24 protein-coding genes are annotated in these 25,610 nt (G+C 38.4%); 5 read left to right on the top strand and 19 right to left on the bottom strand.

What is annotated here, in order from left to right; translation table 11 throughout:
* Positions 1-105: 105 nt before the first annotated feature.
* From cysI to MP477_RS00755, 16 genes are all read right to left on the bottom strand, one after another.
* On the bottom strand, positions 106-1,779 hold the full coding sequence (gene cysI, locus MP477_RS00830; RefSeq protein ID WP_257188785.1) for an assimilatory sulfite reductase (NADPH) hemoprotein subunit: 1,674 nt from the start codon (positions 1,777-1,779) through the stop codon (positions 106-108).
* A 33-nt stretch (positions 1,780-1,812) separates the two neighbouring features.
* Complete coding sequence (locus tag MP477_RS00825; protein WP_257188784.1) at positions 1,813-3,525, bottom strand: sulfite reductase flavoprotein subunit alpha; 1,713 nt, start codon at positions 3,523-3,525, stop codon at positions 1,813-1,815.
* Positions 3,515-4,360: a uroporphyrinogen-III C-methyltransferase gene (gene cobA, locus MP477_RS00820; protein ID WP_257188783.1), complete on the bottom strand. Its 846-nt coding sequence runs from the start codon at positions 4,358-4,360 to the stop codon at positions 3,515-3,517. Before cobA ends, MP477_RS00825 begins: the two co-directional genes overlap by 11 nt.
* Positions 4,361-4,384: 24 nt before the next feature.
* Positions 4,385-5,296 carry a cysteine synthase A gene (gene cysK / locus MP477_RS00815; protein WP_257188782.1) on the bottom strand — a complete coding sequence of 304 codons (912 nt, stop codon included), beginning with the start codon at positions 5,294-5,296 and terminating at the stop codon, positions 4,385-4,387.
* Between the two features lie 27 nt (positions 5,297-5,323).
* On the bottom strand, positions 5,324-6,154 hold the full coding sequence (gene epsC / locus MP477_RS00810) for a serine O-acetyltransferase EpsC (protein ID WP_230039120.1): 831 nt from the start codon (positions 6,152-6,154) through the stop codon (positions 5,324-5,326).
* 5 nt (positions 6,155-6,159) lie between these two features.
* Entirely contained in the window at positions 6,160-7,398 is a 1,239-nt protein-coding gene (locus MP477_RS00805) for a sulfate adenylyltransferase subunit 1 (RefSeq protein WP_257188781.1), read from the bottom strand.
* A gap of 92 nt (positions 7,399-7,490) precedes the next feature.
* Positions 7,491-8,399, bottom strand: a complete 909-nt coding sequence (gene cysD, locus MP477_RS00800; protein ID WP_230039124.1) for a sulfate adenylyltransferase subunit CysD — start codon at positions 8,397-8,399, stop codon at positions 7,491-7,493.
* Positions 8,400-8,409: 10 nt separating this feature from the next.
* Positions 8,410-9,123, bottom strand: a complete 714-nt coding sequence (locus MP477_RS00795; protein ID WP_257188780.1) for a phosphoadenylyl-sulfate reductase — start codon at positions 9,121-9,123, stop codon at positions 8,410-8,412.
* Between the two features lie 82 nt (positions 9,124-9,205).
* On the bottom strand, positions 9,206-9,622 hold the full coding sequence (locus tag MP477_RS00790) for an Rrf2 family transcriptional regulator (protein ID WP_257188779.1): 417 nt from the start codon (positions 9,620-9,622) through the stop codon (positions 9,206-9,208).
* 391 nt (positions 9,623-10,013) lie between these two features.
* Complete coding sequence (locus tag MP477_RS00785; RefSeq protein WP_230039130.1) at positions 10,014-10,508, bottom strand: GNAT family N-acetyltransferase; 495 nt, start codon at positions 10,506-10,508, stop codon at positions 10,014-10,016.
* 320 nt (positions 10,509-10,828) lie between these two features.
* Entirely contained in the window at positions 10,829-12,883 is a 2,055-nt protein-coding gene (locus tag MP477_RS00780) for a zinc-dependent metalloprotease (protein WP_257188778.1), read from the bottom strand.
* 174 nt (positions 12,884-13,057) lie between these two features.
* Entirely contained in the window at positions 13,058-14,323 is a 1,266-nt protein-coding gene (locus tag MP477_RS00775; RefSeq protein WP_257188777.1) for an FAD-binding oxidoreductase, read from the bottom strand.
* A gap of 8 nt (positions 14,324-14,331) precedes the next feature.
* Positions 14,332-15,330 carry a 4-hydroxyproline epimerase gene (locus MP477_RS00770; protein WP_257188776.1) on the bottom strand — a complete coding sequence of 333 codons (999 nt, stop codon included), beginning with the start codon at positions 15,328-15,330 and terminating at the stop codon, positions 14,332-14,334.
* Positions 15,327-16,817: an aldehyde dehydrogenase (NADP(+)) gene (locus MP477_RS00765; RefSeq protein WP_257188775.1), complete on the bottom strand. Its 1,491-nt coding sequence runs from the start codon at positions 16,815-16,817 to the stop codon at positions 15,327-15,329. The genes MP477_RS00770 and MP477_RS00765 overlap by 4 nt, the downstream gene beginning before the upstream one ends.
* A gap of 16 nt (positions 16,818-16,833) precedes the next feature.
* A complete protein-coding gene (locus MP477_RS00760) occupies positions 16,834-17,739 on the bottom strand; it encodes a dihydrodipicolinate synthase family protein (RefSeq protein ID WP_257188774.1) in 906 nt (301 codons plus the stop codon).
* A gap of 88 nt (positions 17,740-17,827) precedes the next feature.
* The gene (locus MP477_RS00755; protein WP_257188773.1) at positions 17,828-18,712 is read right to left on the bottom strand and encodes an AraC family transcriptional regulator; all 885 of its coding nucleotides are present in this window, start codon (positions 18,710-18,712) and stop codon (positions 17,828-17,830) included.
* A gap of 187 nt (positions 18,713-18,899) precedes the next feature.
* Between MP477_RS00755 and MP477_RS00750 the strand changes: the two genes are divergently transcribed.
* A complete protein-coding gene (locus MP477_RS00750) occupies positions 18,900-20,294 on the top strand; it encodes an aminopeptidase P family protein (RefSeq protein ID WP_257188772.1) in 1,395 nt (464 codons plus the stop codon).
* A 12-nt stretch (positions 20,295-20,306) separates the two neighbouring features.
* Complete coding sequence (locus MP477_RS00745) at positions 20,307-22,478, top strand: S9 family peptidase (RefSeq protein ID WP_257188771.1); 2,172 nt, start codon at positions 20,307-20,309, stop codon at positions 22,476-22,478.
* A 74-nt stretch (positions 22,479-22,552) separates the two neighbouring features.
* Here MP477_RS00745 and MP477_RS00740 read toward each other — a convergent pair whose 3' ends face one another.
* Positions 22,553-23,113, bottom strand: coding sequence for a hypothetical protein (locus MP477_RS00740; protein ID WP_257188770.1), 561 nt, complete (start codon positions 23,111-23,113; stop codon positions 22,553-22,555).
* Between the two features lie 150 nt (positions 23,114-23,263).
* Between MP477_RS00740 and MP477_RS00735 the strand changes: the two genes are divergently transcribed.
* Entirely contained in the window at positions 23,264-23,530 is a 267-nt protein-coding gene (locus MP477_RS00735; RefSeq protein WP_257188769.1) for a hypothetical protein, read from the top strand.
* An 86-nt stretch (positions 23,531-23,616) separates the two neighbouring features.
* Complete coding sequence (locus MP477_RS00730; protein WP_230039157.1) at positions 23,617-23,886, top strand: hypothetical protein; 270 nt, start codon at positions 23,617-23,619, stop codon at positions 23,884-23,886.
* A gap of 23 nt (positions 23,887-23,909) precedes the next feature.
* On the opposite strand, the gene MP477_RS00725 is transcribed toward MP477_RS00730, so the two are convergent.
* On the bottom strand, positions 23,910-24,335 hold the full coding sequence (locus MP477_RS00725; protein WP_230039159.1) for a hypothetical protein: 426 nt from the start codon (positions 24,333-24,335) through the stop codon (positions 23,910-23,912).
* Positions 24,336-24,457: 122 nt separating this feature from the next.
* On the opposite strand from MP477_RS00725, the gene MP477_RS00720 reads away from it, so the two are divergent.
* A complete protein-coding gene (locus tag MP477_RS00720; protein WP_230039161.1) occupies positions 24,458-25,063 on the top strand; it encodes a DNA-3-methyladenine glycosylase in 606 nt (201 codons plus the stop codon).
* A 16-nt stretch (positions 25,064-25,079) separates the two neighbouring features.
* On the opposite strand, the gene mug is transcribed toward MP477_RS00720, so the two are convergent.
* On the bottom strand, positions 25,080-25,580 hold the full coding sequence (mug, locus tag MP477_RS00715) for a G/U mismatch-specific DNA glycosylase (protein ID WP_257188768.1): 501 nt from the start codon (positions 25,578-25,580) through the stop codon (positions 25,080-25,082).
* Positions 25,581-25,610 lie beyond the last annotated feature (30 nt).

Here is a 25,610-nt window from a genome sequence, read left to right as displayed (position 1 = left end):
AAAGATTTTCTGCTTCTGTGAACTTTTTATACCAACTAAAGTGTTTAAAATAAAAGCTTTTGTGACTTTTGTGGTTTAGAATAAAAAGTTTAAACACCTGTTATCTCAATCTAAAGTTTGTAAGTAACGGTATGAAAAATCACCAAATGTTTCTTCCGTATGTCTTTCCTGTACATATCTTCCAAAAAGCTCATCCAGTGTCGCAAGAATCTCTTCTTCGCCAATATTCTCTTTAAATTTTGTATTAAGGCGCATTCCCAATCTATCTCCTCCGATATGAAGATTATATTTACCATAAGCAGTCCCTACAAATCCGATTTCCGCATTGGGAGATCTTCCACAGCCATTGGGGCATCCCGTCATACGGATGGTAATATCTTCCTGTAAAAGACCGTATTTTTCAAGGATAGGCTCTATTTTTGTGACTAAAGAAGGCAGATAGCGCTGAGCTTCGGCTAAGGCAAGAGAACAGGTGTTTAATGCCACACAGGCAACAGAATTTTTACGAAGGGCACTTGCCTGATCGGTATCATCTGAAATCCCATATTCTTTAAGAAGGTTTTCAATTTCGGTTTTATCCTCTTCATTGATGTCAGCAAGAATAAGGTTTTGGTTACAGCTGAAACGGAAATTAAGTTTCCCGGTTTGGGCTATTTTTAATAATCCTGACTTTAAAGGATATTCCTGGGTATCTAAAACGCGGCCATGTTCTACAAATAAAGTATAGAACCATTTCCCTTCATGGTTCTGTATCCATCCGTAGCGGTCTTTTCTCTGTTCAAACTTAAATGTTCTTGCCGGTTCAAAACTAAAGCCTGTTCTTTTTTCTACCTCAGTCCTGTACTGGTCAATTCCAAGTTTGTCGATTGTATATTTCAATCTGGACAGTTTTCTGTCACTTCTGTTTCCAAAATCCCGCTGTACCGTGATGATTTCATAAACAGCTTTTAAAACCTTTTCTTCAGTATCTACAAATCCAAGAACGGATGCAAGACGGGCATAGGTAGCTTCATTTCCATGAGTAGCCCCCAATCCACCTCCGGCCGCAATATTATATCCAACGATTTCATTGTTCTCAATAATGGCAATCAAGGCTATATCATTGATGAATACATCCACATCATTATTCGGAGGAACAGCAATTCCTATTTTCAGTTTTCTGGGAAGATACCTGTCCTGATACAGCGGATCTTCTTCAGCTTTTCGATCTACAATAAGCTCATCATCAATCCAGATATCATAATAAGACTGAGTCTTCGGAAGACACATTTCACTGATCTTGCCAGCCAGTTCATAAGCCTCCCGGTGCAATGGAGATTCAGAAGGATTGGCTGTACAGGTTACATTTCTGTTGACGTCTCCACAGGCTGCAATAGAATCAAGATGCTGCAGATTGAAACTCTGAATGGTTGGTTTTAAATGTGATTTTAAAATACCATGCAGCTGAATGGTCTGTCTTGTGGTGATTTTTATAGTTCCTGTAGAATGATCTTCAGCTGTTGCATTCAAGCCTACCCATTGATCCGAGGTTAAAAATCCTCCGGGAAGCCTTAATCTTATCATATAAGAATACAGCCATTCCAGCTTTTTGGAAACCCTCTCTTCCCTTCTGTCTCTATCATCCTGCTGATACATCCCATGAAACTTGATCAGGGTCTGATCATCTTCTCTGATGGCTCCTGTGAAATCATCGGAAAGGCTTTCCTTTAATGTTCCCCTGAGGCCGTTACTTCCGGTTTTAATTCTTTCTACCGGTGAAAGGTTATCTTTATTGCTCATAATTGTTTTTTATGTTACGGTACTTTTGTAGGGTTAATAGACATCTTTAGCATATCTGCCACTCAGCTCCATGTCTTCCAGATAATGAATAGCTTCAACTTTATTTCGTTTTCCCTGACGCTGAATGATATTGAGGAGGGTTTCTTCCACATCACGGCTCATAGGTTCTTTAGCACCGCATACGTAGACCGAGGCGCCTCCTTCAAGCCAGTAGAAAACTTCCTGGGCTTTTTGCTCCAATTTATGCTGTACATAGATTTTTTCAGCGGTATCCCGGGAGAAAGCAAGGTCTAAATGAGTAAGGCTGCCAGTTTTCAGGAAATCCTGAATTTCAGACTGATAGATGAAGTCTGATACAAAATTCCGGTCTCCAAAAAAGAGCCAGTTTTTCCCCTCTGCTCCTAAAGCATCCCGCTCCCAAAGGAATGATCTGAAAGGAGCGATACCGGTTCCGGGACCAATCATAATAATATCTTTATCGGCTTCAGGTAATCTGAAATGTCCTGCATCCTGAATGTAAAACTCTACGGTCTCTCCTTCACTGAACCCGCTAAGAAAGCCACTGCACAAGCCACTGTGTTTCTCATGGTCAACAAAGAACTCCGATTTGGCAACAGTGATATGAATTTCATTTTCACCATGAGCCTCCAGAGAAGAAGATATAGAATACAGACGGGGTGCCTGACCTGTTAATACCTGAATGACTTCTTCAAATTCTTCAGCCGTTTTTACAGGATAAATTCTCAAGAGATCAAGAAGACTTAAACGTACTTCCGGAATAGAATGTCCTGTGATCTTTGCATATTGGCTGACTACATTTTTTAATAAATAACTGATATTAAGATGTTTATGTAGCAGTTCTTCTGCGCTGTCCGTTACTTTTGCTGTTTCAATTTTCTTTTTAGGATCAATTCCTGTGAGATTAATGATCTCATCCACGACAGATTTTGAATTGAAAGGGATAATGCCCAGTGCTGCCCCCGGCTGATACAAGAGAGGTTCATCTGTTTCTATTTCAATGTGATAGGTTTCTTTTTCAGAAGTAATATCATTCAGATTGATTAGGGAGGAAACCGTTCCCTTGTATTTCTTTCTTCCCGCTGATACTTTAGGAACAGCACTGTTTTTTGGTGTTGTATCAGAAGTCTTACTGACTGTTTCAAATACCTGTTCTATCCAATGGGTGGCTTCCTGTTCATAGTCTATATCACATCTTTTCAACGGAATAATACGTTGTGCTCCCAATATTTCAAAACGGTAATCTATATCTTCACCAGTCTTGCAAAACTGAGGATAACTGCTGTCTCCAAGGGCTAAAATTCCAAATTTAAGACCGGTGAGATTGACTTCATTCTCATGGATATAATCGTAAAATTTCTTCGCAAGAAGAGGAGGTTCTCCTTCTCCCTGTGTACTGATGATAACAAAGAAAAATTCTTCTTTATCCAGATCTTTTGGCTTATACTGGGAAAGGTCTGTCAGTTTAACCTGAATTCCCTTTTTCTTGATAATTCCCGCCAAACCTGTAGCCAGTTTTTTACTGTTTCCGGTTTCCGTACCATACGCTAAGGTTATCTTTTTTACTGTATTTTGATGGATATCCTCAGTTTGTAAAGGTGGTAATACAGCCGTGAGTGAAGTTCCGCCTGCAATACCTGCCAAATAGCCACTTGCCCAGATGGCCTCGTCTCTGGAGAATTCACCGGAGATCTTTTTAAGGACGTTCAGTTTAGTTTCAGACAGCATATTCAAAGAAATTTTGAGTTTTTGATATAAGACTTCCGTTTTCCACCGATTTAAAATATAAACCTTCCTGTTCTGCATTTTCCATCCATGAAAATTTTTCATGTAGATGTACTATTTTACCAATGATCACCAATGAAGGTGAAGCAAAGTTTTTATCTCCAAAAGTCTCATTAAAATCATCAAATGAAGAGGTATACACTTTTTGATAAGGTGTAGTAGCCTGTTCGACAACCGCTATTTTTTTGTCCTTGGAAATCTCAAGCTGTTTCAGCTTCTCCACAAGATCTGTAAGGTTTCCTTTAGACATATAAAAGACAAGGGTATCATTGGTAACAGCCAATTCTTTCCAATATTCCTCAGTAAGAATTTCAGATTTATAATAGGTCAGAAACCGGACAGATGTTGAATATCCCCTTGCTGTCAGAGGCATCCCTGCAAATGCTGCTGCTCCTAAAGCTGCTGTAATTCCAGGGATAATCTCATAAGGAATATGGTGTTGTTTTAAAATCTGAAGCTCGTCCAGGATATTGGAGAATATGGATACATCTCCTCCTTTAAGCCTTACAACGGTTTTATTCTGAAGGGCATAATCAACCATCAGGCTGTTGATATGAGCCTGAGGAGTAGATGCATTTTTACTGCATTCTTTACCCACATAGATGACTTCTGTATTTCCATTGACGTAAGTTTCCAGGATCTCAGGACTTACAAGACGGTCACATAAAATGACATCTGCCTTGGCAATGGCTTTTCCGGCTTTTATGGTGATCAGTTCAGGGTTGCCGGGCCCTGCACCGATAAGGTAAACCTTTGGTGATTTTATAAGTGTTTTCATTGAAAGTAGGTGTTAGTTGAGGATTTAGAAGAGTCCTTCTACAGACAGATACCTTTCTCCGGTATCGTAGTTGATGGTAAGGATTTTAGCGTTAGGTGGTATTTGTGGTAAATGTTTTGCGATTGCTGCTAAAGCGGCTCCTGTAGAAACGCCTACGAAAAGACCTTCTTTTTTTGCTGCGTTAACCGCATATTCGTAGGCTTCTTCTTTACCTACTGTAATGACTCCGTCCAGAAGGGTGATATCCAAAATAGAAGGTACAAATCCGGCTCCTAGGCCTTGTAATGGATGCGGTGCAGGACTTCCTCCACTTAATACAGGAGATAATTCCGGCTCTACAGCAATTACTTTTACATGGGGATAAGCTTCTTTTACCACTTTTGCAATGCCGGTAATATGCCCTCCGGTTCCTACTCCTGTTATAATATAATCCAGGCCGTCAGGGAAGTCTTTTAAAATTTCCTGAGCGGTGGTTTCTGTGTGGATGTTTACATTCGCAGGATTGTCAAACTGTCTCGGGATCCATGAATTAGGCGTTTCTTCTGCCAGTTCATTGGCTTTTTCAATGGCCCCTTTCATTCCTTTTTCCCTTGGAGTAAGCACAAAATTGGCACCATAAGCTTCCATGATCTTACGTCTTTCAACACTCATGCTGTCTGGCATTACAAGAATAAGTCTGTAGCCTTTTACTGCAGCAACCAATGCAAGACCGATTCCTGTATTTCCACTTGTCGGTTCTATAATGGTGCTGTCCTGGTTTAATAATCCCTTAGCTTCTGCATCTTCAATCATAGCCAGTGCAATTCTGTCTTTAATGCTTCCTCCCGGATTGCTTTTTTCTAACTTGATCCAGATTTCATGATCTGAATTGAATAATTTATTGATTTTTACGACGGGCGTATTCCCAATCGTTTCTAATGCATTCTGAAATTTCATATCAATATAATTTTTATTTTTTGTTCTTTATATCACAAAGGTTAAGGATTCCGGTAAGGATGTGTTATCCTTTATTTTGATTTCACTTTTATGATAGACCAGAGAGTTGGCAGGAACGTCCTGTGTGATCCATACATTTCCTCCGATAATACTCTCTCTGCCAATGGTGGTGTCTCCTCCTAAAATAGTGGCTCCTGAATAAATAATAACATCATCTTCAATATTGGGATGCCTTTTCTGATGAGCCTTTTCTTTGGAGACATGTAATGCTCCGAGGGTTACTCCCTGATATATTTTGACGTTGTTTCCAATAACCGTAGTTTCTCCGATGACAATTCCGGTTCCGTGATCAATGAAGAATGATTTTCCAATGATAGCCCCTGGATGAATATCAATTCCCGTTTTACTGTGGGCATATTCCGAAATGACCCGGGGTAATATTCTTACTTCCTGATTCCAAAGCTGATGTGAAATACGATATACATAAGTAGCAAAAAATCCGGGATAGGCAAGGTATATTTCTTCCGGAGAGTGGGCAGCGGGATCAAACTCCAAAATAGATTTTGCATCCAGAACCAGCTGATCATACAATTCAGGCAAGGCTTCAAAGAATTGACTGACATTAACCTGAGTGATCTCTTTATTTCCTGTTACCGTAATAATCAGACTAAAAAGTGTTTCTTCCAATGATTGAAAATTCCTTTTCAACTGATCTTCAGTATTGTCATTCTGAGGAAGGAAAAGCGTCTCATACAAATCCTTAACCCATTTCTTTGTTTTGATCTTATCAAAGAATCCATGAATATTACTTTGTTTCGTCTGATGAATTCTTTCAATTAAATTATTGGGAATTGCCATTTTTTCTATTGAATTATACAGGCTGCAACAGTTGAATTAGACGTTTCATCTACTAAAATTGCAGATCCTGTTGTTTTATTATTGATAAAACTATCATAGACCAAAGGTTGTGCCGTTCGAAGCGTAACTTTCACAATTTCATTAAGTTTGATGCCAGTTTCAATTTGTTCGCGGCTAAGGGTATTGACATTGATCTTATATTCTACCTCTTTGACAACAGCTTTTACCAGTCTGCTATTCTGTTGTAACAGATATTTATTACCAGGCTGCAGAGGTTTTTGATCCAGCCAGCATAAAAGAACTTCCAGATCTTTTTCTACTGTTGGAAGCTGTTCCTCTGTTGCAAAAATATCCCCTCTGCTGATATCCAGATCATGAATGGTATGGATGACCGCAGGCTGACCTTCAAAAGCTTCATTTTTTTCAAATCCGTTGATCTCAATTTTAGCAATCTCAGTGGCTAAACCTGCCGGAAGAATATGGATTTTGTCTCCTTTTTTAAACTGTCCACTCAATATCTGCCCTGCATATCCTCTGTAGTCATGAAGCTCTTCGGTCTGCGGACGGATTACATACTGAACCTGAAAACGGCTGCCGGTATTCAGTTCTTCATGTAGGGTTACCTGTTCCAGATATTCTAAAAGTGAGCTTCCTTTGTACCAACCTGTCCTGGAGGATTTTGAAACGATATTATCTCCTTTCAATGCTGAAATTGGAAAATAGGCAACCTCATTAAGTCCCAGATGTTCTGCAATTTTAGAATAATCTGATCTAATGGTTTCAAAAACATCTTCTGAATAATCTACCATATCCATTTTATTGATGGCTACTGCTACTTTTTTCAGTTTCAGCAATGATGCTATGATAGAATGTCTTCTTGTCTGTTCGATCACTCCTTTACGGGCATCGATAAGAATAACCATCAGTTCGGAGTTTGATGCTCCTGTAATCATATTCCGGGTATATTGTACATGACCGGGAGCATCGGCAATAATAAATTTTCTTTTTGGAGTTGAAAAATAGCGGTAAGCCACATCAATAGTGATTCCCTGTTCTCTTTCTGCACGTAACCCGTCTGTTAAAAGCGCAAGATCTACCCCGTCTTCATTTTTGTTTTTAGAATGTTTTTCAAGTACCTCCAGCTGATCCTGTAAAATACTTTTACTATCGTAAAGCAGTCTTCCGATAAGGGTACTTTTACCGTCATCTACGCTTCCTGCTGTTATAAATCTTAATATATCCATCTGATTTTGAATTATAAATAATGAGTAATGGCAATGAATAATGTATGATAAGTTATGGCTGTCAATTATAGTATTCACTGCTGATTGCTTATCTAGAAATAGCCTCCTTTTTTGCGGTCTTCCATGGCGGCTTCTGTTACCCTGTCATCAATACGGGTTTCTCCACGTTCTGAAATCCTGGTGGCCACTATCTCTTCAATTACGGCATCAATGGTATCCGCTTTAGATTCCACTGCAGCCGTACACGTCATGTCTCCCACGGTTCTGTAACGGATCTTTTTTGTTGTTACCACATCTCCGGGTTCTAAAAAGACATGTAAAGAGTTGGCAAGCCACTGTCCGTTAAAGTCTACCACTTCCCTTTCATGCGAAAAATAAATAGAAGGCAGTTCAATTTTTTCTCTTCGGATGTAGTTCCAGATGTCGAGTTCTGTCCAGTTACTGATCGGGAAAACCCTTACATTTTCTCCTTTGTGGATTTTTCCATTAAAGATATTCCACAATTCAGGGCGCTGAAGTTTAGGGTCCCATTGCCCGAATTCATCACGGACAGAGAATATTCTTTCTTTAGCACGGGCTTTTTCTTCATCTCTCCTTGCGCCTCCGATACAGGCATCAAATTCAAATTCTTCAATAGTATCCAGCAAAGTATAGGTCTGCAGCCAGTTTCTGCTGGGAAATTTACCTTTAGCTTCTGTCAGTTTTTTACTTTTTATGGTATCTTCCACTTTTCTTGCAACCAGATCGACATTGAGCTGATTAACTAGCTGATCCCGAAATTCTAAGACCTCCGGAAAGTTATGGCCGGTATCAACATGTACAAATTTGAACGGAATCTTTCCGTATAAAAATGCTTTTTTAGCCAAATGAGCCAGTACAATACTGTCTTTTCCTCCGCTGAATAGTAGTGCCGGGCGTTCAAACTGTCCTGCGACCTCTCTTAATATGTAAATAGATTCAGCCTCTAATTGATCTAAGTAGTTTAATTGATGTATTGACATTTTTTCTTTTTTATTGATGAATATGTAAGCCGCATTCTTTTTTATTGGCATCTTCCCACCACCAGCGGCCTGCTCTGAAATCCTCTCCTTCTTTAATAGCCCTGGTACAGGGTGCGCATCCTATGCTGATAAATCCTTTTTTGTGAAGGGAGTTATAAGGTAAATGATGTGTTTTCACATAGTCTGTTACCTGTTCAGACGTCCAATTGAGGAGGGGGTGAAATTTGATAATCTTATTATCCGGGTCCCATTCCAGTTGCGGCATATGCTGTCTGTTGGCAGAATGCTCTGACCGAAGTCCCGTGATCCATACTTTATAGCCTTTCAATGCTTTTTTCAAAGGATGCACTTTACGGATTGTACAGCACATCTTCCTCTGCTCTACGGATTGATAAAACGAATCAGGCCCGTTTTCTGAAACAAAAGCTCTTATTTCTTCCGTATCCGGATAATAGACTTTGATATTTTTTTTGAAAAAAGCTCTTGTATTCGTCCATGTTTCGTAGGTCTGTTCAAAAAGTCTTCCTGTATCCAATGTGAAGATTTCTACTTCCAGATCTTTTATCAGATGGGTAATTACCTGATCTTCATAGCTAAAACTGGTCGAAAAAATAACCTTACCAGGGAATCTTTCTGCCAGAACCTGAAGACTGTTATTTTGAAAAGAAGCCTCGGAGGCCCCTTCCAGAAGTTGTTCAAATTCTTTTTTCAGATTGTTTTCCATATCCAATTGAAATTAATTATTGCAAATATATATAAAATTCTATAACTCCTATCAAATTAGTAGAATTTAAATGAAAAAAAATTTAATCTTTGTTGATAAACTTAGTAAGAGTGGCCTCTATCATGCTATTTCTGGTTTTTTCACGAACGATAATAAGTTCATTTCTCAGATAGCAGGTAGCTTCATCTACGCAGTCATCGCATGCTTCGTAGAAGTTTAAGGATACACATGGAGTAAGAGCGATAGGCCCGTCAAAAATACGGTAAATGTCTGCTAATGAAACTTCATCAGGGGATTTAAGCAAATAATATCCTCCTACTTTACCCTGCTTACTGTTAACAAGCTTGGCTCTTTTAAGTTCAAGAAGAATTTGTTCGAGAAATTTCTTGGGAATGTTCTCATCCAGTGCAATAACGGAAGTGGGCAGAAAGCCTTGATTGTAATTTCTTGCTAATCTGACCATTGCTTTCAGTGCGTATTTGCAACGTTTCGACATCATAATTTCTGCAAGTTATAACAAATTATCTGATAAATGAAATCTAATCAGAGACAGGTTTGTAATTAATTGATAAAAGATATAGGTTTAAACCTTATAGGTTTTGGAAACCTATAAGGTTTGTGTTTCTCCATACAATATTGAATCAATGTAAACCGTTAAGAGGTCAACCGCAAAGTCAGAAAAAGTATTTTTAACACTTAGTATAATGTAAGGTACAAACAGGCTGCTGAGAAGTTCTTAAGCTAAGGAAATCAGAGACTTTCACAAATATTTTATTGAAGGACTGTATATTCCCCTCCTCCGGAGGGGTGTCAAATCAAAGATTTGACGGGGTGGTTCTACAGTCGTTTCCACAAAAAAATTACAATGTCAGTACCCGACTCTCCTCCGGTTACTTCTTATTCAATACAAAATAAGCCAGTTCCCTATCCTCTCTTTGCAGATTTTCTATTCTTTGAAAACCGCTTTTTATAAGAACTTTTTGAGATCCTATATTATCCAGATCGGTTACTGCTACAATATCTTTCTTAAGATGTAATGAAGAGCAATAGTCAACAAGTGCTTTACAGACTTCCGTTCCGAGACCTTTTCCCCAGTAATTTTCTCCTAAGGTGTATCCTATTTCCAGCTGGTCAGGATTATCAAGGAAGATTCTGGCCAGGCACATTCCCACAAAATCATTATTCTTTGTATTAAATATTCCCCATCTGCTGAATGGTTCTGTTTCATAATCTGCCAGTGCTTTGTCAAACATTTCTTTATATTCTTCAGGAGTTTTGTAAGGCAGATAGCGGGTAACATTTTCATTTTCAAAAAGAGTAGAAAATAAAGGGAATTCTTCGGGAGTAAATTCGCGGATGATGATGGTGTCGTTTTTATAATGCACTGAATATTGTTATCAAAGAATAAAATTACGTAAATAAATGAAGAACTGCTCATAAATAGGAAAAAAATTGGGCTTACAATGAAGCCCAATCAACTGTATATAAATACTAAACTATTATTCATATTTCTGAGAAAAGTGTTTTGTTATTTAATTTGAAAGAAGATTGTGGTATAGAAAAAAGAAAGATGAGCTCATTGAGCTCATCTTAATCCTGTACGATCTCAAAAGTACATGCAGGTAAACTATGAATGTTTGACGAATTTATAGTTAAAATAAAACCTAGTACTAACGATCATATTGTATCGATATAGCGTTTGATCCTATTTTTTAATGAATTTTTGGGAAGATTTCCCTAAAGAAGTTTCAATATCAATTAAATAAGTTCCGCTTAGGAAGTGTTTAACATCAACCTTATCACCAATAACTTTAGCATTCATTTTTCTTCCAAACATATTATAAACAGAAATTGACTTAATTTTCCCTTTTGTTTTAATATTCAATACATCAGAAACTGGATTTGGATAGATAGAAGTTTCTGAGTTTGTTGTATCAACGTCTGAAGTGGATAATGATAATGCACAAGGCGTTGTAATACTGCCATATGGTTGTGTATTGTATCCAAACTCAGTTACAGAATAACCTGAACCATTGGTCCCAACAATCAGTTTGAAATAGCCGTTAATATTGTAGCCTTCGAATTGGTTTCTAAAACCAACATAAGCGGTTTGGCCAGACCAGTTAGTGTATGTAGGGGTGTACACGTCAAGTTGTCCGGGAGTACCAATTGGGTAACCTATATTATTTGCATTAGTTATAGTGGTGCAAGCAGGAATTAAACTAATATTTCTTGTACCCACACCACATACTAATCCTTTCCAATAGGTTTCAAATTTTAATTGATTTGCTCCATAGTACCAAGTGCCATACCCTGCATCATCACTAAGCTCCGGGTTAATGATAAAATATTTCCAAGGTGCTCCGGAGTTGGTTGTTACTGTTGTTGGTGTTGGATTGGCATAACTTTCCAGAGGAGTTCCTGTAACTATTTTATAAGGGTCTTTGTAAGAAAAAGTTAATGCCAAAGCTGTAGTTGATCCTAATGAAGTTACGCCTCCTGTTATAGCCCGATCTAGGAACGTAATTGATGAATTCAGGACCTGACTTTTAGGATGACTGGTTGCCGTACCATTTATGGTAAGTGTAGCAGTAGTAGGGCTTGTAACTGCTATAGCTGCTGTTAGTCCTGATGGTAATGAAGAAGTGAAATGTGTTCCTGCAGTAAGAGTTGTTCCATTTGGTACGGCAAATATTGCTCCGTTTAGGGTAATGGTTGATGTAGGGACAGATGCTGCTGTTCCATCTAATGACACGGCTCCATTATTGTTTAAGTTCTCTGTAAATGTACTATTGCTAAGGGTTAATCTAGGTGGAGTATTGGCAACTCCGGTTGCGGCTAAGTTGGCAGGCTGCCATAAATTTATTCGCGAAGGATGGTTTAATGCTGCTAGCATTCTGCCAACTTGTCCATTGGTAAACATTTTATAACAACCGGAAGAACCATTGTATCCCATATAGTTTTCAACGTTCACTTTTTGTCCAAGACAATTGTTACCAGCTGTACATCCTAATCCGGAAGAAGTATTTTCTACAGGTGTGTCAGCAACTCCATCGCCATCATTAGTTGGGTTTGCAGTTGAACATGGAACATTAAACGTGTGCTGAAGATTTAACCAATGCCCAAATTCGTGAGTAAATGTATCAGAAAACTCGTTTGAAGCCACTGTTCCTGAAGCATTAAATATATAACGTCCATTATAAACAACTCTGGCTGTATTTACTGAAGTCATGTATGAATCCGGATACCAGGCAACTCCTGATTGATATAAATCTTTATTTGAATATAGATCATTTTGTATATACACATTCATATACTTTGTATTATCCCATGCATCTGCACCAATTTCTGCATCATATCCACCTCCATTGCCATATCCACCTTTGAAAGGATGAAAAATCACTCCGCTTGTTGCTTTTCCAGTTGGATCAATTTTAGCTAATCGAAATTCAATACTTAACGCTCTTCTAATGGATTGGAAATCAGGATCTACAGCATTTGAATCAGTGTTGATTCCATTGAAATTTAAGTTGATTTGTTGCAGTAAGTCAACTACTTTTTGGTAATTTACTTTTACATTACTTTGAGATTCTCCATACACATGAAAAACCACAGGGATGATGTAGGTTGGATTGTTGATCGTATTATTCAATGAATTTTTGTTTGATCCCATTTTTTTTATGAAATCTTTGGTGTATTTCTCAAAATTTTCATATTCAGTCTTAGATTCAGGGTGCAGTTCAAAATGTTTTTTCATCATTTCATCTGCTTTACACTCATGAGGTCTATTTTCTTGAGCAAAACCTATTATTGGAAATAGGGAAACAAGTAGTAGTAATTTAAATTTTTTCATAAATTTTGGATTTGTTTGTTAATAAATTATTTGAATAATCAAATTGTTTTGGGCTTAATTTTGTGTGTTATGTGATGTTTTTTAACTAAATCTTTCAGGGTTGAATATCTTTATCTCAACCGTTGGCTTTTGGTCATTGGCAAGTTCTGAAACTGTTTTTCCAAAAATGGGCCCCAGACTTAGTCCCATCATTCCCCCGCCGCCTGCAACGATTAAATTCTTTAGTTTTGAAGACTGCCCCAGATAAGGTAATCCATCCGGAGCACAGGGCCTGTACCCAAACCAAATGTCAGATTCTTTGGGCAGTTTTACCTGAAAATCGGGCAGGTATTGAGGAATAGACCGAACAATTCCTTCTACTCTTTTCATATTAATTTTATCCTGATGGGAAGCCAGTTCCATAGTGCCACCAAAGCGGATCTGCCCACCCATAGGGGTTACCGCTACTCTTGCCTCCAGTAATAAGGCTGCATGTTCCATTGTATTGACAGGGTTTACAGGACTATGCATGAATGAATAGCCCTTCCCCGGCATTAAGTGGATTTTAATACCCGCTTTTTGGGCCAGTTCAGGTAAAAATGACCCTCCTGTCATTACAAACCGGTCTGCGGTGAATCGGCTATTATTGGCAATCACTGCTTTAATATAGCTTCCGGAAGTTTCAATCCCTGTTAGTCTATGCTGAGTATGGAAAACGACACCATTAGTTTTAAGGTAAGAGATCATTTGCTTCATCAGTTCCATCGGGTTCATATGCCCATCACATTTGTAATTGATTCCCCCAATAACATCCAGTTTTGTGTTGGGCTCCAGTTCCTGGATCCCTTTTTGATCCAGAATATCAACTGCTAATCCTAAATTCATGGCTTTATGGGCAAGTTCTGTTTCTTCTTCTGCTACTTTCTCTGTTTTATAGAGCATTAAAATGCCATTCTGGGTAAGCTCAAAGTCAAATTCCTCTTTTTTAGCAATTTCATTATAAAGTACACTGCTGGCCAGATTAAGATCCCGGATTGCTGATGCCGACCGGTCTACATGATGCTGGTTAGAATATTTTAAAAATTTCAGCCCCCATGATATCAGTTTGGAGTTGAGTGAAGGTTTGACATAAAACGGACTTTTACTGTCAAACATCCAGCGTATTCCCTGGGCAACTACTCCCGGAGCCGCCAATGGAGTAAAATGACTGGGTACAATCATCCCTGCATTGCCATAGGAACAATTGTTGGACAGATCATTCTGTTCCAGGATCTCTACCTGCCAGCCTTTCTGTAAGAGATAATAAGCTGAACTCAATCCTGCGATACCTGCACCGATAATAAGTGCTTTTCCTTTATTCTGTGTCATACGTTTGTTTACATAACCTGAAATCCCTGCCAGTAAGGATCTTCATCGTCAATAATAATTTGATTATATCCTGTAATCCGTGCCCAGCCTTCAACAGATGGAATAATAGCCGGTTTTCCTTCAACAGTTGCCGTTCCTTCAATTCTTCCGATAAACTGGGAACCGATATAGCTTTCATGGATAAATTCTTCTCCTTCTTTCAATTTTCCTTGGGCATACCATTGTGCCATTCTTGCAGAAGTTCCGGTACCGCAAGGTGAGCGGTCTAAAGCATTTTCACCCACTAAAACAGCATTACGTCCGCTGGCTTTGGGATCGGTAGGCTGACCTGTCCATTGAATATGGCTTAATCCGGTAATATGTTCGTTTTCAGGATGAATAAATTGATATTTCTCATTAAGTAATTTTCGGATCATTTTCCCATAATGAATAAGCTGGCTGGCTGTAAAATCTGATATATCCCTGAAATTTTCCTGAGGATCAATAATGGCATAAAAGTTCCCGCCATAAGCTACATCTGCCTGTATCAATCCAAGATCCGGACATTCAACTTCCAGATTTTCAGCATACAGAAAAGACTTTACATTGGTCAGTTTTACAGACTTTACTTTTTTCCCTTCCTGTACGTAATCAATGAGAATAAGTCCTGCAGGGGTTTCAAGGCGTAATTTTCCGGGAACTTTCGGAATTACCAACCCTTCTTCTATGGCTATGGTTACTGTTCCGATAGTACCATGTCCACACATAGGAAGGCATCCGCTGGTTTCAATATATAAAACCCCTATATCATTATTGTCGTCAATAGGAGGATACAGAATACTGCCACTCATCATATCATGTCCTCGGGGTTCAAACATGAGCCCTTTGCGGATCCAGTCATATTCCTTCATAAAGTGAAGCCGGCGCTCCATCATGGAGTTTCCTTTTAAAATAGGTCCGCCACCTGCAACAAGGCGCACAGGGCAGCCACAAGTGTGGGAATCTATACAAAAAAATGTTCTGTTCATGTTGTTTGCAATTTTAATGATCCTGAGTTCACTTCTCCATCTACCATTCTGCTGATTTGCAATGGATTTTCATCCTTCAGTTCTTCCGGTAAGAATTCATCCGGCCAGTTTTGAAAAGAAATGGGGCGAACAAACCGTCTGACGGCATCCGGTCCTACGGATGTAAAACGTGCATCTGTAGTAGAGGGAAAAGGTCCTCCGTGCTGCATAGCATAAACCACTTCTACTCCTGTAGGCATTCCGTTGAATAAAAGCCGGCCACATTTATCCTTCAGAATATCAATTAGCTTGATATTTAGACGCACATCTTCATCTGTAGCCGCTACGGTTATGGTTAACTGTCCTTTCAACGCCTGGGCAATCTGCAATATTTCTTCAGGAGTTTCACAAGCTACTATAATACCAAATGGTCCGAAAACCTCTTCACTTAAAATATTATTTTGAATAAAATGCTGACCTGTAGTTTCTGTAACCATAGCCCGGCCCTGCCATTCATTGATTTCTGTATTTACTTCTGCAAGTACGTTTACCCCTGATTGTGCAACAGCCGTACTTTTCAATTTTTCGAAGTCTTCAAAAATCCCTTTGTGAAGCATATTGACAGGAACAATGCCCGGAATTTCATTTTTTAATGTGGCAATAAATCTGGTCAGGCTTTCTCCTTTCAGAGCAACAAATACTCCCGGGTTGGTACAGAACTGCCCTACCCCCAGTGTTAAAGAGGATGCATATTCTTTTGCCAGATCTTCTGCTTTATTTTCCAATATATGCTCAAAGGCAAATACCGGATTGATACTTCCCATTTCTGCAAATACCGGAATAGGATTTTCGCGACGGTTGGCGATATCAAATAAGGCTTTTCCCCCACTGAATGAACCTGTAAATGCTACGGCATGAATATCTGTATGTTGGATTAAATAAGCCCCGATCTCATGGGATGGTCCCGTTATATGGCTAAAGATTCCTTCCGGCCATCCAAATTTTTCTACAACAGCTGTTATGGCATCAGCCATTATTTGAGAAGTTTGAGGGTGTGCAGGATGGGCTTTTACAATTACAGGGCAACCTGCTCCGATAGCACTTGCCGTATCGCCTCCAGCTGTAGAAAATGCAAATGGGAAATTACTGGCTCCAAAAACAACCACAGGACCGATGCCTACATTATATTTTCTTAAGTCTCCTTTTTGTCTGTCAGCTTGTGCGAGATCAATTCGTGGTTCTGTGTATATTCCACTGGCTACTGCTTTTGCATAAGTTCTCCACTGTCCTGTTGTTCTGGCTTTTTCACCTGTGAGTCTTGCTAAAGGCAATGAAGTTTCAGCGTGAGCTGTTGTCAAGAGTTCTTCTCCTAAAGCTTCAATCTGATCGGCAACAGCATTCATAAATACCGCCCGTTCTTTTATGGTAGTATTCTTCAGGAACTGATATGCTTCGGAAGCCATCTGAATCCTTTTCTCTATATTTTCTTTTGATGTTTCTGGAATCATAGCTTTATGTATGGTGTTAATCTAGTGCCGGACGGTTGCTTCTGCCCTCTTCAATGATCTTTTTAATTTTTACAGCCTCTTCACCTTGCAGTTCCAGGCGTGGTGCTCTTACATAAGGATTGCTTATTCCTTCTGCTGTGGCAGCCAGTTTAATATACTGAATGAGTTTAGGATGAATATCGAGTTCCAGCAAAGGCATAAACCATCTGTAGATGGCTAATGCTTTGTCATATTCACCTGCTTTAGCATAGTTGTACATGGCCATTGTTTCGTTAGGAAAAGCATCCACAAGGCCTGCAACAAGGCCATCTGCTCCAAGCATCAGTGTTTCCAGACAAATGGTATCTACACCGCCAAGAATTTTGATTCTCTTTCCAAAACGGTTAATCATTCTCGTTACATTGGCAAGATCTCTTGTAGATTCTTTGACAGCCTGAATGGTTGGGTATTCAATAAGCTCATCAAACATCTCAAGGGTAACATAAATTCCGTAGTCTACCGGGTTGTTATAAATAAGGATAGGAAGATCTGTAGCGGTAGCTACTGCTTTAAAATATTCTACTACTTCATGACTATCCGCTTTATAACGCATGGGTGGAAGAAGCATAAGTCCATCAGCCCCTGATTCTTTTGCTTTTTTAGCGAAATGTATAGCATTTTTGGTTGTATTTTCAGCAAGGTTTAGGATGACGGGAATTCTTCCCTCTGTCATTTTTTTAGCATACTTCAGCAATTCAAATTTTTCTTCAGCTTCCAAAGTACTGGCCTCTCCTAATGTCCCTGCCAGGATAATGCCATGCACTCCGGCTTTAATCTGGGCTTCTGTATTGACTGCAAACATTTCAAAATCAATCTTTCCTTCTTTTGTAAAAGGAGTTAATACAGCAGGATAAATTCCTTCCCAGTTTAGTTTTGTACTCATATCAAATAATATTTATTCAAAACTAGGTGAATTTTAAAACGGTAAATGTTAATATTTTAATGTATTCTAACCGTATTTTAACATGTGATTATTCGTGGTCTGTAGTAGCCTCTTTATAATGCTTCAGATATTCTTTTGGAGAGTACTTCATGATGGATTTAAATACCCGGTTGAAGTTGGTAATACTGGTGAATCCGCTGTTAAAAGCAACGGAAGAAATGTTGTACATGTTGCTGGAGGTTAATAATCTACAGGCTCTCTGCACTCGTAATTCATTAAGATATTGAATATAGGTAATTCTGGTACGTTTTTTAAAAGATCTGCAAAATGCCTGTGGAGTCATACAAGCTTCTTTTGCAATGAGATCAAGGGTGAGTTTCTGCTGGGTGAAATTTTTCTTAATATAATTCTGAGCATCTATAATTCTCTGGTCATTATCCGAAATATGATTAGGGAGATTCTTTTCTGAAGATAAGGGAATATGCACATGTCTGTTTTGCATAAGATGGTTTAAGATCCTTATGAAATCTATGATCTGATCTACTCCTTTTGTTTTTTGTAACGCTGCAATGCTTTCTCCTACACTTGTTTTTAATTTTGAAGCCACTTTGAAACCTACCTCTGAGGTATCAATAAAATTTTTAAGCTCTTCAAATTCCGGTAAGTGGAAAAATGCGGAGATCTTTTTGCGGGGATCAAAAAAAATGGAGATTGAATGAACCTTTTGTTTTTCATTTTTATCAAAATCACCTTTGAAGACATGTGATTGATTGGCTCCAAGATAAAAAATATCCCCTGCTTCAAAAGTAAAGAGATTCTGTTCTATAGCCAGTGTTCCATGCCCCTTGAGGATCCACATGATCTGGGTTTCCGTATGGCGGTGAAAGTAAGGATAGAAATTAGGCATACTATCTTCCTGTATACGGATGCTTTTGTTGGTGTCGGCAGGCACTGAAAACTGGAGACTTTTCATAAAATCAATACTTTATGGGGACAGATTGTGTCATGTGTTAAAATATTGCCGAATTTAAGCAAAATATGAACATTGAATATCATATTAAAATCCAAACTTTACCTATTATTTATTTTAGTGAACAAAGCGCTACAAATAGTACAAAATCGTAACTTTAAACCTTTAAATAAAAAAGTATTCATACTATATGTTTTCAGCACAAACTTACCAAGACAGAAGAGCCATATTACAAAGTAATGTAGCTAATGGGATTTTACTGTTTTTAGGAAATATAGAAAATCCTGTGAATTTTGAACACAATCCTTATTATTTCCGTCAGGACAGTACTTATTTATATTATTTCGGGATTCAGGAACCACGGATTGCTGCCATTATTGATATTGATGAAAATAAGACGATTGTTTTCGGAGATGAATTAAGTATTGATGATATTGTATGGATGGGAAGGCAGGAAACACTGAAAGAGAAAAGCCTGAAAGCAGGTGTAGAGGAAACCTTGCCTTATGCTGAGCTTCCTCAGTATCTTCTAAAAGCACAGGCTTCCGGCAGAAAAGTACATTACCTTCCTCCCTATCAGTCTTCCAATAAAATTTTGGTGGCGGATCTTCTAGGTATAAAAATAGCAGAATTACATCCTTCTGTGGAGATGATTAAGGCTATTGTAAAACAGCGTTCTATAAAAGAAGCCCAGGAAATAGTACAGATAGAAGAAGCGGTCAATGTATCTAATGAAATGCATCTGTTAGCCATGCGTATGGCCAGACCTGGCCGTAAAGAATATGAAGTGGCAAATGCGATTCAATATCTTGCAGTCAATAAAGAATGCCAGATGTCTTATCCCCCTATTGTAACGATAAACGGAGGTATACTTCATAATCATTACCGTCTCAATACACTGAAAGAAGGAGACCTCTTTCTTAATGATTCAGGAGCTGAAACGGCGATGGGATATGCCGGTGATTTAACCCGGACATTCCCGGTAAGCAGCACTTTTACCACAAAGCAAAAGGAAATGTATGAGGTGGTATTGAATACTTTTGATAATGCCCAACGTCTTCTGAAACCCGGAGTTCGATTTAAAGATATTCACCTGAAAGCATCCCAGCACCTTGTAGAAGGTCTTATTGACCTGGGGCTGATGAAAGGAAATCCTGAAGAAGCAGTAAAAAACCATGCTCATACTCTATTTTTCCAATGTGGATTAGGACATATGATGGGACTTGACGTTCATGATATGGAGGATCTTGGGGAGCAATATATTGGGTATACCGAACAAGATCCGAAGGATACCAAAACATTTGGACTTAAATCTTTACGTTTAGGAAAGGAACTGGAATCAGGATTTGTAGTAACAGTTGAACCCGGTATTTATATGATTCCGGAGCTGATTGATATCTGGCAGTCTGAAAATAAAAATGCAGACTTTATTAACTATGATAAAGTAAATGAGTACCGGAATTTTGGAGGGATACGTGTAGAAGATGACTTCCTGATTACAGATGGCAGCTACAGGCTTCTGGGGAACGGACTGATTAAAACGGTTGCAGACATTGAAAACTACCGTGCTGAACATTTAGATTAATTGAAATATCATATGAAGAACATAAAAAAACTAACCGTCATTGCTTTATATTTTCTGTGCCTTTCGCCATTAGCTGCGCAAAAAACACAGTGGACTCCTGATGGCAATGCTTATTATTCATTTACAAAAAAAGGAATTGAAGTTGTTAATGTCCTGAATCCCGGAAAAGATCAGACTTTTTTAAACAGCAATGAATTAATTCCTTCCGGAAGCTCTGCCCCTTTAGAGGTACAAAGCTTTCAGGTATCTCCGGACGAGAAAAGCTTATTAGTCTTTGCCAATACTCAGAAAGTATGGAGAGACAATACACGTGGAGATTATTGGATTTTTGATAAAAACACCAAAAAGCTTACTCAGCTTGGAAAAGGGTTGCCGACAGCATCATTAATGTTTGCCAAGTTCTCCCCGGATGGTAAAAAAGTAGCTTATGTGTCTAAGCATAATATCTATATTGAAGACCTTTCCAACAACCAGATCAGTAAAATTACCCAGGATGGCACAGATGGAATCATTAACGGTACTTTCGACTGGGCATATGAAGAAGAGTTCGGAACTCAGGATGGTTTCAGATGGTCTCCGGACGGAAGTAAAATTGCCTACTGGAAGCTGGATGCAAGGGGAACCAAGAATTTCCTGATGATCAATAATACAGACAGCCTGTATTCGTTTACGGTTCCTGTGGAATATCCGAAAGTTGGAGAAAACCCTTCAGGCTGCAGCATCTGGTTTTATGATGTGGCCTCCCAGTCATCAAAGAAGGCCAATATTGCAGGAGATGAAGTACAAAACTATATTCCAAGAATGGAATGGGTACTGGATTCTAAGTCTGTTATTCTGCAGCAGCTGAACAGAAAACAGAATCAAAGTAAAATTATTGTAGCCGATGCCGGCTCCGGAAATGGGAAAACAATTTATACGGAAGCAGATGCCGCGTGGATTGACATAAAATCCCGTTGGAATGATAATGATCCAAGCGGCTGGGATTGGATAGACAGCGGTAAAGAGTTTTTGTGGCTTTCTGAAAAAGACGGATGGCGACATATTTATAAAATAGACCTGAACGGGAAAGAAACACTGATTACAAAAGATAATTTTGATGTTATAAAACCGGAATTTTTTGACGTTCCCCAAAAACAGATCTACTTTTTAGCTTCTCCTAAGAATGCCACTCAGAAGTACCTGTATAAAGTAAGCATGAAAGGAGGGCATGCACAAAGGGTAACTCCTGAATCCTATTCGGGTTCTAATAATTACATGATATCCCCCAACGGAAAGATTGCGATGTTTAGTAACAGCAGTGTCAATGCAAATTCTGTGGGAGCTGTGGTATCACTTCCTGATCATAAAGAGCTTGTGGCTGCAAAAAGATCAGCAAAGGCAGATCCTGCAAAATCTAAAGCGGAATTCTTCCAGATTACAACGCAGGACGGGGTAACCCTGGACGGCTGGGTGGTAAAACCTAAAAATTTTGATCCTAACAAAAAATATCCAATTGTTTTTACCGTATATGGGGAGCCCGGATCGCAAACGGTAACAGATAACTTCTATACAGGCAGGAATTTTTTATACGTTGGTGACATGGCTGAGGACGGTTATTTATATGTTTCTCTTGAAAACCGTGGAACACCTGCACCTAAAGGACGTGAATGGAGAAAATCTGTTTACCGTAAAATAGGTCAGCTTAATATCCGTGATCAGGCAATGGGAGCAAAAGCTTTATTTGCAAAATGGCCCTATGTGGATACATCCAGGGTTGCCGTATGGGGCTGGAGCGGTGGAGGTTCTTCCACATTAAACCTTTTGGGACAATATCCTGAAATTTACCAGACAGGAATTGCTATTGCTCCTGTAGCCAATCAGTTATTTTATGACAATATCTATCAGGAAAGGTATATGGGACTTCCCCAGGAAAACAGAGAAGATTTTGTAAACGGTTCTCCACTCGCCTATGCTAAAAACCTGAAAGGAAACCTTTTATTGGTTCATGGAACAGGAGATGATAATGTGCATTACCAAAATACGGAAGTATACATTAATGAACTGGTAAAATACAATAAACAGTTTCAGCTGATGTCTTACCCTAACCGAACGCATTCGATCAGTGAAGGAGAAGGAACATCACTCCATCTGGCCACCATGTTTACCAAATATCTAAAAGAACATTGCCGACCGGGAGGAAAATAATATAAAAAAATACCAGATATCAATTCATCTGGTATTTTTCTTTTAAATAGGGATAATGAATATGATCTTGTTAATTATAAACTGTAAGCAAATCCTACATTGCCTATTCCTTTATATCCAAAACCTACTTCAGCATTTACGCCAAGCCTGCCTCCTAATCTAATTCCTAATCCCGTGAGGTGAAAATTAACATGTGAAATACTTTCCGAAGGGTTCCTGCTCTTTTCCATCGTGAGTCCTAGCCCCACTCCGGAATACATGCGAAATTTTGGATTTGAGATATAGTTATAGTCGCTTTTTACCGCAACAGTATAATTGTGTGATTTTTGTAATACATGATCAGGGTATTCTCTCGTTATTTGCTGATATAAAAAGTCTGTTCCAATCACCCATTTATCTTGTATTGCATAGTTATATCCAAGAATAAAGGCGCCGGAATTCCTTTTCTCATAAGGACCATAACCCAATGTAAAAATAGAGCTGAAAGCATTAACAAAATCAGTGGTCGTACCAAGTCCATATGCTATTTTTATCTCGGAGCTTCCCTTCATTTGTGATTTAAACAAATTACTGCCAACCATTAAAAATAATAAGTAAAAAGCTTTACATACAGCCGCAAAATATTTCTTTTTCATTCTGCAAAATTAAAACTAATAATGCAACAGAATAGCTTTAATGCATTAGAATACAATTAGAGCTCACTTAAAATACGGTTAAAAACATCATTGCTACCAGCTTTTAATGCATCCAACTCTATATGATGATTAAAGAGAATTATAAAAATTTTGGATTTTCACTTTCAGGAACAGTTACAAACTTTGTATCTTTACTCCATGGAAAATCAGGAAGAGATAGAGAAGCAGATACTGGAGATTGTTAGAGTACAGCATGAAAAAGACGGAGGTAATAACGGCGTTACCTTTGGAGCTTTTGATCATATTCTCAATATGTCCATTGAAGACAGAAATGAAGTCTTGATGCGAATGGCTAGGGAAAAGAAAATATTTATCTTTAACAGTTTAAATATGAGACGTATTACTCTGCCTAAATAAAAAAAGAACTTCTCCGAGGATTAAAAATCATTGAAACCTATTTTTTATAGTGATACAAAATGATATTCATTAAAAAGTAAAAAACCATGTTAGAATTTACTACTGAAGAAAAAAAATTAATACTGTCAGCAATCAAATACGAAAAAGAAATACAAGATAGAGCTGATGAAGATGAAATTGACTATGTCGAAGAAATAGAAGACGAAATTCAAAAAGAAAATGTTTTTATTTCCAGAAGGCAGATAGATTCAATTATAATCTATTTAGGATACTTACTGGATAGAAGAGATCAGTATGATAATGGAGAAGTGCTGCTTTTGGAAGGTAAACTGGAAAGCTTTTCTAATTTACCGTAAAAATTCCGGACCAATCAATAAATTTATTTTCTTTTAAATACAATGGTCCAGATAATATGAAAGGGTTCTCCTTTGTACTTGTCAGTATCTTTCATGACAATCTTCATTGTTGTTTTATCCAGCTGCTGGATTTCAAATTTTCGTTCATGATTGCCTCCTTCGAATAAGGATAAGATTTTTTCATCAGGATCTAATTCATATGAAAAATAAAGCTGCCCGCTATCAGTAATAGATCCGTCAGCATTAAACTCCATGAGATCTTTGCTGCTTAGTCTGTAATTTTTTACTGTTTTGTTTCCATTGGCTTCAATTCCTTCACTTGTTGAAAGTACCGGTTGCCATTTTCCAACAATCATTTTTTTATACGATTGCTGATAAGGAATATTGAATGACAGTGCCGCCAAACAAAAAGTAAATAGAAACAGGATCAGATTAAAGGGCTTCATCATATTTTATTTTTGGTGTGAAAAATGAAGATAACTAATTTCCAAATGTAGTAACAATCTGCTTAAGTCTATGAAATTTGTTTTTTATCATTAATTTTGATCTGTCAACTCATAAAATCATCGGTTTGAAATTACCACTCTCCTATTATTCCAATCAAGATGTCCTTTTCCTGGCTCAGAACCTTTTAGGAAAAGTTCTTTTTACAGCAATTGGTGATGATATTACGGCCGGAATTATTGTAGAAACAGAAGCTTACTTTGGGGTACAGGATAAAGCTTCCCATGCTTATGGAGGCAGGCGTACTAACCGCACTGAGCCGTTGTACAGCCATGGTGGTATTTCTTATGTGTATTTGTGCTACGGAATTCATCATCTTTTCAATGTGGTAACTTCTGTAGAAGATGATCCTCATGCCGTACTGATCAGAGCTGTGGAACCATTGATAGGGAAAGAAATTATGGAGTACAGACGAAATATGCCGTTCTCCAAAGCTGCTATTTCCTCTGGCCCCGGATCTGCAGCAAAAGCATTAGGAATTAATCAGTCTTTTAATAAAAAAGATCTGACCGGAGATGAGATCTGGATTGAAGATCATGGTATTCTGTACAAGCCTGATGAAATAATAGCCGGCCCTCGCATAGGAGTTGCTTATGCACAGGAAGATGCACTTTTACCCTGGCGTTTTTTTGTGAAAAATAATAAATATGTAAGCAAGCCCAACAAAATATAGGTCTATGTATTCCTGACTACTCCTGAATAGCCACATAAAATTCATGGTAAGATGCAACAAGATCGTCAAGAGAAAATCCACGGTTCAAACCACTGGTATTTGGCAGAACCCAAACCTTTGCACCACAAAAATCTTCAGACTGATGTCCCCAAAGAATTTCTTTCTTTTTAGAAAAAGCTTGGTATGCTGCCTTACCCAGAAATGCAACATATCTGGGCTGGAATTTTGTCATTTTCACTTTAAAAGCTTCAAGAGATTCGTCAAATTCTTCTTTTGAAAGTTCATCAGCACGGGAAGTAGCCCTTGCAACAGCAGTAGTAAGGCCATATCCGAAATCCAGAATAGAAGTATCATTGACCGCCTGAACCTCATAAGGTGTAAAACCGGACTGGTGGAGCACTTTCCAAAACCGGTTGCTTCTTCCTGAAAAATGATGGCCGTCATCCGCTGATTTCAACCCTGGATTGATCCCACAAAAAATGACATCGAGGTTGGTAGCAATTATATCTGTTAGCATAGTTGAAATGGAGCATATTAGGATAGAATA

The organism is Chryseobacterium sp. WG23 (assembly GCF_024586575.1).
Taxonomy (GTDB): Bacteria; Bacteroidota; Bacteroidia; order Flavobacteriales; family Weeksellaceae; genus Chryseobacterium.
This window is presented reverse-complemented; position numbering and strand designations above follow the sequence as displayed.

What these genes read in the sequence shown, in the direction of transcription:
- cobA (WP_257188783.1), bottom strand. Translation starts at nt 4,360, where the DNA reads ATGAAAACACTTATAAAATCACCAAAGGTTTACCTTATCGGTGCAGGG.
- MP477_RS00745 (WP_257188771.1), top strand. Translation starts at nt 20,307, where the DNA reads ATGAAGAACATAAAAAAACTAACCGTCATTGCTTTATATTTTCTGTGC.
- MP477_RS00825 (WP_257188784.1), bottom strand. Translation starts at nt 3,525, where the DNA reads ATGCTGTCTGAAACTAAACTGAACGTCCTTAAAAAGATCTCCGGTGAA.
- cysD (WP_230039124.1), bottom strand. Translation starts at nt 8,399, where the DNA reads ATGTCAATACATCAATTAAACTACTTAGATCAATTAGAGGCTGAATCT.
- mug (WP_257188768.1), bottom strand. Translation starts at nt 25,580, where the DNA reads ATGCTAACAGATATAATTGCTACCAACCTCGATGTCATTTTTTGTGGG.
- MP477_RS00795 (WP_257188780.1), bottom strand. Translation starts at nt 9,123, where the DNA reads ATGGAAAACAATCTGAAAAAAGAATTTGAACAACTTCTGGAAGGGGCC.
- MP477_RS00765 (WP_257188775.1), bottom strand. Translation starts at nt 16,817, where the DNA reads ATGATTCCAGAAACATCAAAAGAAAATATAGAGAAAAGGATTCAGATG.
- MP477_RS00770 (WP_257188776.1), bottom strand. Translation starts at nt 15,330, where the DNA reads ATGAACAGAACATTTTTTTGTATAGATTCCCACACTTGTGGCTGCCCT.
- cysK (WP_257188782.1), bottom strand. Translation starts at nt 5,296, where the DNA reads ATGAAATTTCAGAATGCATTAGAAACGATTGGGAATACGCCCGTCGTA.
- MP477_RS00790 (WP_257188779.1), bottom strand. Translation starts at nt 9,622, where the DNA reads ATGATGTCGAAACGTTGCAAATACGCACTGAAAGCAATGGTCAGATTA.
- MP477_RS00805 (WP_257188781.1), bottom strand. Translation starts at nt 7,398, where the DNA reads ATGGATATATTAAGATTTATAACAGCAGGAAGCGTAGATGACGGTAAA.
- MP477_RS00750 (WP_257188772.1), top strand. Translation starts at nt 18,900, where the DNA reads ATGTTTTCAGCACAAACTTACCAAGACAGAAGAGCCATATTACAAAGT.
- MP477_RS00730 (WP_230039157.1), top strand. Translation starts at nt 23,617, where the DNA reads ATGTTAGAATTTACTACTGAAGAAAAAAAATTAATACTGTCAGCAATC.
- MP477_RS00780 (WP_257188778.1), bottom strand. Translation starts at nt 12,883, where the DNA reads ATGATGAAAAAACATTTTGAACTGCACCCTGAATCTAAGACTGAATAT.
- epsC (WP_230039120.1), bottom strand. Translation starts at nt 6,154, where the DNA reads ATGGCAATTCCCAATAATTTAATTGAAAGAATTCATCAGACGAAACAA.
- MP477_RS00725 (WP_230039159.1), bottom strand. Translation starts at nt 24,335, where the DNA reads ATGATGAAGCCCTTTAATCTGATCCTGTTTCTATTTACTTTTTGTTTG.
- MP477_RS00760 (WP_257188774.1), bottom strand. Translation starts at nt 17,739, where the DNA reads ATGAGTACAAAACTAAACTGGGAAGGAATTTATCCTGCTGTATTAACT.
- MP477_RS00740 (WP_257188770.1), bottom strand. Translation starts at nt 23,113, where the DNA reads ATGAAAAAGAAATATTTTGCGGCTGTATGTAAAGCTTTTTACTTATTA.
- cysI (WP_257188785.1), bottom strand. Translation starts at nt 1,779, where the DNA reads ATGAGCAATAAAGATAACCTTTCACCGGTAGAAAGAATTAAAACCGGA.
- MP477_RS00775 (WP_257188777.1), bottom strand. Translation starts at nt 14,323, where the DNA reads ATGACACAGAATAAAGGAAAAGCACTTATTATCGGTGCAGGTATCGCA.
- MP477_RS00755 (WP_257188773.1), bottom strand. Translation starts at nt 18,712, where the DNA reads ATGAAAAGTCTCCAGTTTTCAGTGCCTGCCGACACCAACAAAAGCATC.